A 7,270-nucleotide genomic window follows, 5' to 3' on the forward strand; every position below is an offset into this window, starting at 1 on the left:
CCTATTACGGCGCCCAGGCCTATGACGCGGCGCAGCTGATCAACAGCGCCGTGGTTGCGGTCAAGGGCGACACGTCCAAGAAGGACGCGATGAAGGCCGAGATGGAGAAGGCCAACTTCAAGTCGCTGCGCGGCGCCTTCAAGTTCGGCAACAATCACATCCCGATCCAGAGCTTCTACCTGCAGGACGTGGTCAAGGACGCCGACGGCCAGCTTTCGCTGAAGACGGTCGCCACCATCGTCGAGAACGACCAGGACCGCTTCCACGACAAATGCCAGATGAAATAAGCAAAAGAGTCCCCCGGCTGGCCCGGACCGGCCTGGAATTTGCTTGAAGCTTAAAACATCTTCGTCCTAAGATCGAAGGGACGGACATGGCGGCAGCGCCTGCAACGGTTCTGCCGCCGTCTTTTTGAGCGTGAAGTGAGGGGCATGCTTCTCGTCGTCGAACAATTCCTGAACGGGTTGCAGTTCGGACTGCTGCTGTTCCTGCTGGCTGCCGGTCTGACGCTGGTGTTCGGCATCATGGACCTCGTCAATCTCGCGCACGGTTCGCTCTACATGATGGGCGCCTATTTCGCGGCGACCTTCGTGGCCTGGACCGGCAGCTTCGTGCTCGGCGCGGTCCTGGCGCTCGGTGCCACGCTTCTGCTCGGCGTCGTGCTCGAATTCACGGCACTGCGCCATCTCTATGGGCGCGACCATCTCGACCACGTGCTCGCGACCTTCGGCCTGATCCTGTTCTTCAACGAAGCGGTCCGGCTGATCTGGGGCCCGGCCGGCCTTGCGCTGCCGCTGCCGTCCTGGCTCGCCTTCCCGGTCACGATCCTGCCGGGCATCCAATATCCGGCCTATCGGCTCGCCATCATCGTGGTCGCGCTGCTGGTGGCGCTGCTGCTCTATCTCGGCGTCATGCGCACGCGGATCGGCATGCTGATCCGCGCCGGCGCCTCCAATCGCGAGATGATCGGCGCGCTCGGCATCAACATCAAGCTGCTCTACACGCTGGTGTTCGGCCTCGGCGCCGCGCTCGCGGGCCTCGCCGGGCTGATGCAGGCGCCGATCCTCACCGTGCAGATCGGCATGGGCGAGAACATCCTGATCCTCGCCTTCGTCGTGATCGTGATCGGCGGCATCGGCTCGATCCGCGGTGCCTTCATCGCCGCGATCATGATCGGCCTGATCGACACGATGGGGCGCGCGTTCCTGCCCAACCTGCTGCGCCAGGTGCTGAACTCGGCGTCGGCTTCCACGGCGGCGCCCGCGCTGTCCTCGATGCTGATCTATCTCCTGATGGCGATCGTGCTGGTGGCGCGGCCTGAAGGTCTGTTTCCGGCCAACCGCAGATGAAATCGCAGCTCAACGTCTCAAGCATCGTGGCCATCATGGTCGTGGCCGGCCTCGTGCTGCTGCCGGTCTATTCGAACCTGACCGGCAACATCTTCATTCTCACGCTGTTCACCCGCATCGTGATCCTGGCTCTCGCGGCCGTCAGCCTGAACCTGATCATGGGCTATGGCGGCATGATGAGCTTCGGCCATGCCGCCTATCTCGGCATCGGCGGCTACGCCGTCGGCATTCTCGCGCAGGAGGGCATCGGCTCCGGCTGGGCCCAGTTCGCCGTCGCCATTGCCGTGTCGGCGCTCTATGCGCTGGTCATCGGCGCGCTCTCCCTGCGTACCCGCGGCGTCTATTTCATCATGATCACGCTGGCCTTCGCGCAGATGGCCTATTACGTCGCCTCGGGCCTCGCCCGCTACGGCGGCGACGACGGCCTCACCGTCTACAAGCGCAGCGATTTCGGCGGCCTGATCAATCTCGGCAACCGCGTTCAGTTCTACTATCTCTGCCTGGCCTGCCTGCTCGCCGTCGTTGTGCTGGTCTGGCGCATCGTCAATTCGCGCTTCGGCCTGGTGTTGCAGGGCCTGCGCTCCAACGAGCAGCGCATGCAGGCGATCGGCTTTCCGTCGAAGCGCTACAAGCTCGCCTGCTTCGTCATCGCCGGCATGCTGTGCGGGCTGTCGGGCGCGCTGCTCGCCAACAACACCGATTTCGTCAGCCCCGCCGTGATGTACTGGACCCGCTCCGGCGACCTCATGGTGATGGTGATCCTCGGCGGCATGGGCACCCTGATGGGGCCGGTCGTCGGCTCGGTTGTGTTCCTGGTGCTGGAAGAGGTGCTGTCGCAACTCACCGAATATTGGGCGCTGATCATGGGGCCGCTGCTGCTCCTGATCGTGCTGTTCGGCCGCGGCGGCATCATGGGCATGCTCGGGAGGGTGAACCGTGGCTGAACCGCTGCTCCGCGTCGACAATCTCGTGCGCCGCTTCGGCGGCATCATCGCCACCGATCACGTCTGCCTCGACGTCGCCAAGGGCGAGATTCACGCCATCATCGGGCCGAACGGCGCCGGCAAGACCACGCTGATCAGCCAGCTCACCGGCCATCTCGCGCCGCATGCCGGCCGCATCTTCCTCGGCGGCCGCGACATCTCGCATTTCCCGGCCTACAAGCGCAGCGCGCTCGGGCTGGCGCGCTCGTTCCAGATCACCTCTCTGCTGACCGACTTCACCGCGGCCGACAATGTCGCGCTCGCCGCGCAGGCCCATGACGGCAAGCATTCGTTCCGCTTCTTCGCCAATGCGCGCAAGGAGAAGGGGCTGCGCGACGCCGCCCGGTCCGCGCTGGAGCGGGTCGGGCTCAGCCATCGCGCCGACGTGCTGGTGTCGAAGCTCAGCCACGGCGAGCAGCGCGAACTGGAGCTTGCGGTCGCGCTCGCCACCAAGCCGCAAATCATGCTGCTCGACGAGCCGATGGCCGGCCTCGGTGTGACGGAGTCGCAGCGCATGGTGAAGCTGCTCGCGGAGCTGCGCAACGAGGTCTCGATCGTGCTCGTCGAGCACGACATGGAAGCGGTATTCGCGCTCGCCGACCGCATCTCCGTCCTCGTCTATGGCCGCATCATCGCCTCCGGCAAGCCGGACGAGATCCGGCAGAACGAGGAGGTCAAGCGCGCCTATCTCGGCGATCAGCACGTGGTGGTCGGCCATGGTTGATCAGAGAATCGCTGAGCAGAAAGAGAACGGCATGCTGCTCGAGGTCGACGGCATCGAGACCTGCTACGGCCTGAGTCAGGTCCTGTTCGGACTTTCATTGGCGATCCGTCCCGGCGAGATGATCTCGCTGATGGGCCGCAACGGCATGGGCAAGACCACGACGATCCGCTCGATCATGGGCCTGACCCAGGCGCGTGCCGGCCAGATCCGCTTCAGCGGCCAGGAGACGCGCAGGCTGCCGTCCTACCGGATCGCACAACTCGGCATCGGCCTGGTGCCCGAGGGCCGGCAGATCTTTCCGAATCTGACCGTCACCGAGAATCTCGTGGCGGCCTCGACCAACCGGCTCGGCGCGGCCGATCCGTGGACGCTCGACAAGATCCATGCGCTGTTCCCGCGGCTCGCCGAGCGCGGCAGCAACATGGGCAATCAGCTCTCCGGCGGCGAGCAGCAGATGCTGGCAATCGGCCGCGCGCTGATGACCAATCCGAAGCTGCTCATCCTGGACGAGGCCACCGAAGGCCTCGCGCCGCTGATCCGCGAGGAGATCTGGAACTGCCTGTCGCTGCTGAAATCCCGCGGGCAGTCGATCCTGGTGATCGACAAGAATGTCGAGCACCTCACCCGCATCTGCGACCGCCACTACATCATCGAGCGCGGCCGCACGGTGTGGAGCGGAACGTCGGATCAACTGATGGCCGAGCCGGAGCTGCAGCACCGCTATCTCGGGATTTGACGGCGGCACGACGTCCGCACTCATTGACGCATGTCAACATCGCAAAACGCCCCGGGTGCTTAGATCCGACAGCCAGCCCGACATGCGCCGCTTTTTCGCATTGAGGTGCGGTCCGGCCGGGACTAATCTCTGGGTGGTCGTTTGTTTTGCCTTTCATCAAAGGTTGAGCAAAATGCGTGCGCATCATCTTGCCATCGAGGCGCCGAAAAAAGCTGCGGCGGCTCTGCGCGGCTTCTGGTCAGCTCATTCCGACCTCGAGACCGCGCTGTGTCTCGCGTTCATGTTGATCGTCGCATTCGTCGTCAAGCTGACGCCGCCGATCTAGACGCCGCTGATCAACGACGGACGCAAACCGCGCTCAACGATCGAACGGGATGTACTTCTGGTACTCCTTCGGCACGCGGCTGCGATAGCGCGAGGGAACCGTGCCGCTGCGCAGGGAGTCCTCGACCTCCTGCCGCGTGGTCTTCGTCCGCTTCTTCTTTTTCGGCGCAGCCGCCTCGGCCGCGGGCTTGGTCTCGGCCGGCTTTTCGGTCGTGGCGGACGGGGCCGGGGCGGGCGCCGTCGCGGCTGGAGAGGGATTGGGGGTCGGAGAGGGCGTTGCGGCGGGCGCCGGCTGAGCCGGCGCATCCGTTGCGGTCGTGCCTTGCGCGAGCGCCGTGCCGGACATCAGACCCACGGCCAGCAGGCCTGTCACGGCGATCGCAGACAATCTGATCATGACAACGAGACTCCCAACCACGGCTTCGATGTGCCGACTTGATGAGGTCGCTGGCGCGCGAAGACCGGTTCATGCCGCGGGTGCATGGCCGGCGATCGCCAACCAACCTCATCGCCCAAGATGAATTCGTGATGCCGTCTTTTTAAGCACATGCTGCGTTCCGTTCCGTTGAATCGCAAGCATTTTTCTCTGGCATGCGGCTTGCTGACCTTGATCGTCAGAGTTGGCAGCTAGGGTTCCGGTTCTCGATCGAGAACGCTGGTCCGAGAGCAGCCGCCAGGGGAGAGCCCTGGTGCACGGCGGGATAAAAACCCGGGAGACCTCAGTGGCCGCGCTTGGCAGGCTCGAGGTTGTCTTTGCCAGTCCGCGGTCAGAAAACCGATGAGGGACTGGACATGTTCAAAGCGCGAAAACTGTTTGTTGCACTGCTCGCTGTATCGACGCTGGCGACCGCATCGCTGTCGCCCGCCTTCGCCGAGAAGAAGAAGGAATTCAACATCGCCTGGACGATCTATGTCGGCTGGATGCCGTGGCCCTATGCGGCGGAGTCCGGGATCGTCAAGAAATGGGCCGATAAATACGGCATCTCGATCAAGGTCACCCAGATCAACGACTACGTCGAGTCGATCAACCAGTACACGGCCGGCAAGTTCGACGGCGTCACCGTCACCAACATGGACGCGCTGACGATCCCCGCCGCGGGCGGCGTCGACACCTCCGCCATCATCATGGGCGACTATTCCAACGGCAATGACGGCGTGGTGCTGAAGAAGGGCAAGACGCTGGCCGACATCAAGGGCCAGAAGGTCAACCTCGTCGAGCTCTCGGTGTCGCATTATCTGCTGGCGCGTGGCCTGGAGACGGTGAAGCTCTCGGAGAAGAACATCAAGACCGTCAACACGTCCGACGCCGACATCGTCGCCGCCGCGAAGTCGCCGGACACGACCGCTGTCGTCACCTGGAATCCGCAGCTCCTGGAAGTCAAGGCCGAGCCGGGCGCGACCTTGGTGTTCGACTCCAGCAAGATCCCCGGCGAGATCGAGGATCTCCTGGTCGTGAACACGCAGACGCTGAAGGACAACCCGGAGCTCGGCAAGGCGCTGACCGGCATCTGGTACGAGACGATCGCGCTGATGAAGGACCAGAGCGAGAAGGGCAAGGCTGCGCGCGAGGCGATGGCCAAGCTTTCCGGTACCGATCTCGCGGGCTTCGAGACCCAGCTCAAGACCACCTTCATGTACTACGAGCCGAAGGACGCGCTCGCCTTCATGACCGGTCCAGAGCTGCCGAAGATCATGGACCATGTCCGCACCTTCTGCTTCGACCACAATCTGCTCGGCGAGAACGTGAAGTCGAAGGACGCGGTCGGCATCTCCACGCCGTCGAAGGCGCTGGGCTCGGCCACCAACGTCAAGCTGCGCTTCGACCCGACCTTCATGAAGATGGCGGCGGATGGGAAGCTCTGATCATCCTCCGTCGCCCCACCAGCACCTCCCCTCACCCTGAGGAGCCCGCCGTAGGCGGGCGTCTCGAAGGGCGAGGCCCGTGCCGTGGCCTCATGGTTCGAGACGGCGCTCCGCGCCTCCTCACCATGAGGAGGAACAGCTGAGATCTGCGCTGCACATGGACCATGAGCAGCGCACCCATGGATAGGAATGACGGAGCTTCTCCATGCCGCGTGCGATGAACGTCGTTCCGAACCGCGGAAGCCGGCTGCTGCTGGCCTTCCTGCCGTTCCTGCTGATCGCGCTGATCTATGTGGTCGGCTCGGCGCAGCGGCGGGCCGACAATCCCGACGACAAGCTGCTGCCGCCGGTGTCGGAGATGGTCGCGACCTCGAAGCGGCTCGCGACCGAGCCGGACCGGCGCTCCGGCGACTACGTGCTGTGGTCGGACACGGCGGCGAGCCTGCAGCGCCTCGCACTCGGGCTCGGCATCTCCGCGATCATCGGCCTCACGCTCGGCCTCGCGATCGGTCTGCTGCCGGTCGCCGGCGCTGGCTTCGGCACCTTGATCGCGGTGCTGTCGATGATCCCGCCGATGGCGGTGCTGCCGGTGCTGTTCATCGTGTTCGGCCTCGGCGAATTGTCCAAGGTGGTGCTGATCATCATCGGCGTGACGCCGACGCTGGTGCGCGACCTCTCTCTTGAAGTGCAGAACATGCCGAGGGAGCAGCTGATCAAGGCGCAGACCTTGGGCGCCTCGACGTGGCAGGTCGCGATCCGCGTGGTGCTGCCGCAGATCATGCCGCGGCTGATCCAGGGGCTGCGGCTGATGATCGGGCCGGCCTTCCTGTTCCTGATCTCGGCGGAGGCGATCGCCTCCGACGTCGGGCTCGGCTATCGCATCTTCCTGGTCCGGCGCTATCTGTCGATGGACGTGATCCTGCCCTATGTCGTCTGGATCACCTTGCTCGCCTATGTCTTCGACTACGCGCTCGTCTGGTTCGGGCAGCGCGCGTTCCCCTGGGCCTATGCGCAAGGGAGCCGCTGATGAGCACGCTGTCCTTCCGCAACGTCTGGGTCGAGTACGGCAACCAGGTCGTGCTCGAGCGCATCAATCTCGAGATCACCTCCGGCACGTTTCTCTCGATCGTCGGTCCCTCCGGCGCGGGCAAGAGCACGTTCCTGCGGCTGATCCTCGGCCAGGAGAAGCCGAGCCAGGGCGCGGTGCTGCTCGATGGCCAGCCGTTTCCGGCCGAGCCCGGCCCCGACCGCGGCATCGTGTTCCAGCGCTACTCGGTGTTCCCGCATCTGA

At 64.4% G+C, this 7,270-nt stretch carries 9 protein-coding genes, 1 pseudogene and 1 riboswitch; of the genes and pseudogenes, 9 read left to right on the top strand and 1 reads right to left on the bottom strand.

Going from position 1 to position 7,270, the window contains the following annotated elements; translation table 11 throughout:
* The 6 genes and pseudogenes from BRAS3809_RS25320 to BRAS3809_RS37465 all read left to right on the top strand — a co-directional run.
* A pseudogene (locus BRAS3809_RS25320) lies at positions 1-287 on the top strand (ABC transporter substrate-binding protein); the annotation flags it as partial.
* A gap of 144 nt (positions 288-431) precedes the next feature.
* Positions 432-1,349, top strand: a complete 918-nt coding sequence (locus BRAS3809_RS25325) for a branched-chain amino acid ABC transporter permease (protein ID WP_008964874.1) — start codon at positions 432-434, stop codon at positions 1,347-1,349.
* Positions 1,346-2,293 carry a branched-chain amino acid ABC transporter permease gene (locus BRAS3809_RS25330; protein WP_008964875.1) on the top strand — a complete coding sequence of 316 codons (948 nt, stop codon included), beginning with the start codon at positions 1,346-1,348 and terminating at the stop codon, positions 2,291-2,293. Before BRAS3809_RS25325 ends, BRAS3809_RS25330 begins: the two co-directional genes overlap by 4 nt.
* Entirely contained in the window at positions 2,286-3,056 is a 771-nt protein-coding gene (locus BRAS3809_RS25335) for an ABC transporter ATP-binding protein (protein WP_008964876.1), read from the top strand. Before BRAS3809_RS25330 ends, BRAS3809_RS25335 begins: the two co-directional genes overlap by 8 nt.
* A 31-nt stretch (positions 3,057-3,087) precedes the next feature.
* A complete protein-coding gene (locus BRAS3809_RS25340; RefSeq protein ID WP_008964877.1) occupies positions 3,088-3,792 on the top strand; it encodes an ABC transporter ATP-binding protein in 705 nt (234 codons plus the stop codon).
* A gap of 82 nt (positions 3,793-3,874) precedes the next feature.
* Entirely contained in the window at positions 3,875-4,117 is a 243-nt protein-coding gene (locus BRAS3809_RS37465) for a hypothetical protein (RefSeq protein ID WP_240535766.1), read from the top strand.
* A gap of 33 nt (positions 4,118-4,150) precedes the next feature.
* Here the strand turns inward: BRAS3809_RS37465 and BRAS3809_RS25350 are convergent, their stop codons facing one another.
* The gene (locus tag BRAS3809_RS25350; RefSeq protein ID WP_008964879.1) at positions 4,151-4,513 is read right to left on the bottom strand and encodes a hypothetical protein; all 363 of its coding nucleotides are present in this window, start codon (positions 4,511-4,513) and stop codon (positions 4,151-4,153) included.
* Positions 4,514-4,732: 219 nt separating this feature from the next.
* Positions 4,733-4,834: riboswitch (guanidine-I (ykkC/yxkD leader) on the top strand.
* 74 nt (positions 4,835-4,908) lie between these two features.
* Here BRAS3809_RS25350 and BRAS3809_RS25355 point away from each other — a divergent pair.
* The 3 genes from BRAS3809_RS25355 to BRAS3809_RS25365 all read left to right on the top strand — a co-directional run.
* Entirely contained in the window at positions 4,909-5,979 is a 1,071-nt protein-coding gene (locus BRAS3809_RS25355) for a putative urea ABC transporter substrate-binding protein (protein ID WP_008964880.1), read from the top strand.
* 205 nt (positions 5,980-6,184) lie between these two features.
* Entirely contained in the window at positions 6,185-7,006 is an 822-nt protein-coding gene (locus BRAS3809_RS25360) for an ABC transporter permease (protein WP_008964881.1), read from the top strand.
* On the top strand, positions 7,006-7,270 hold a 265-nt coding region (locus BRAS3809_RS25365; protein ID WP_035658466.1), incomplete at its 3' end, for an ATP-binding cassette domain-containing protein. The genes BRAS3809_RS25360 and BRAS3809_RS25365, both read left to right, overlap by 1 nt.

Origin of the sequence: Bradyrhizobium sp. STM 3809 (genome assembly GCF_000239795.1) — a bacterium.
Classification (GTDB): Bacteria; Pseudomonadota; Alphaproteobacteria; order Rhizobiales; family Xanthobacteraceae; genus Bradyrhizobium.

What these genes read in the sequence shown, in the direction of transcription:
- BRAS3809_RS25325 (WP_008964874.1), top strand. Translation starts at nt 432, where the DNA reads ATGCTTCTCGTCGTCGAACAATTCCTGAACGGGTTGCAGTTCGGACTG.
- BRAS3809_RS25330 (WP_008964875.1), top strand. Translation starts at nt 1,346, where the DNA reads ATGAAATCGCAGCTCAACGTCTCAAGCATCGTGGCCATCATGGTCGTG.
- BRAS3809_RS25340 (WP_008964877.1), top strand. Translation starts at nt 3,088, where the DNA reads ATGCTGCTCGAGGTCGACGGCATCGAGACCTGCTACGGCCTGAGTCAG.
- BRAS3809_RS37465 (WP_240535766.1), top strand. Translation starts at nt 3,875, where the DNA reads ATGCGCCGCTTTTTCGCATTGAGGTGCGGTCCGGCCGGGACTAATCTC.
- BRAS3809_RS25350 (WP_008964879.1), bottom strand. Translation starts at nt 4,513, where the DNA reads ATGATCAGATTGTCTGCGATCGCCGTGACAGGCCTGCTGGCCGTGGGT.
- BRAS3809_RS25355 (WP_008964880.1), top strand. Translation starts at nt 4,909, where the DNA reads ATGTTCAAAGCGCGAAAACTGTTTGTTGCACTGCTCGCTGTATCGACG.
- BRAS3809_RS25360 (WP_008964881.1), top strand. Translation starts at nt 6,185, where the DNA reads ATGCCGCGTGCGATGAACGTCGTTCCGAACCGCGGAAGCCGGCTGCTG.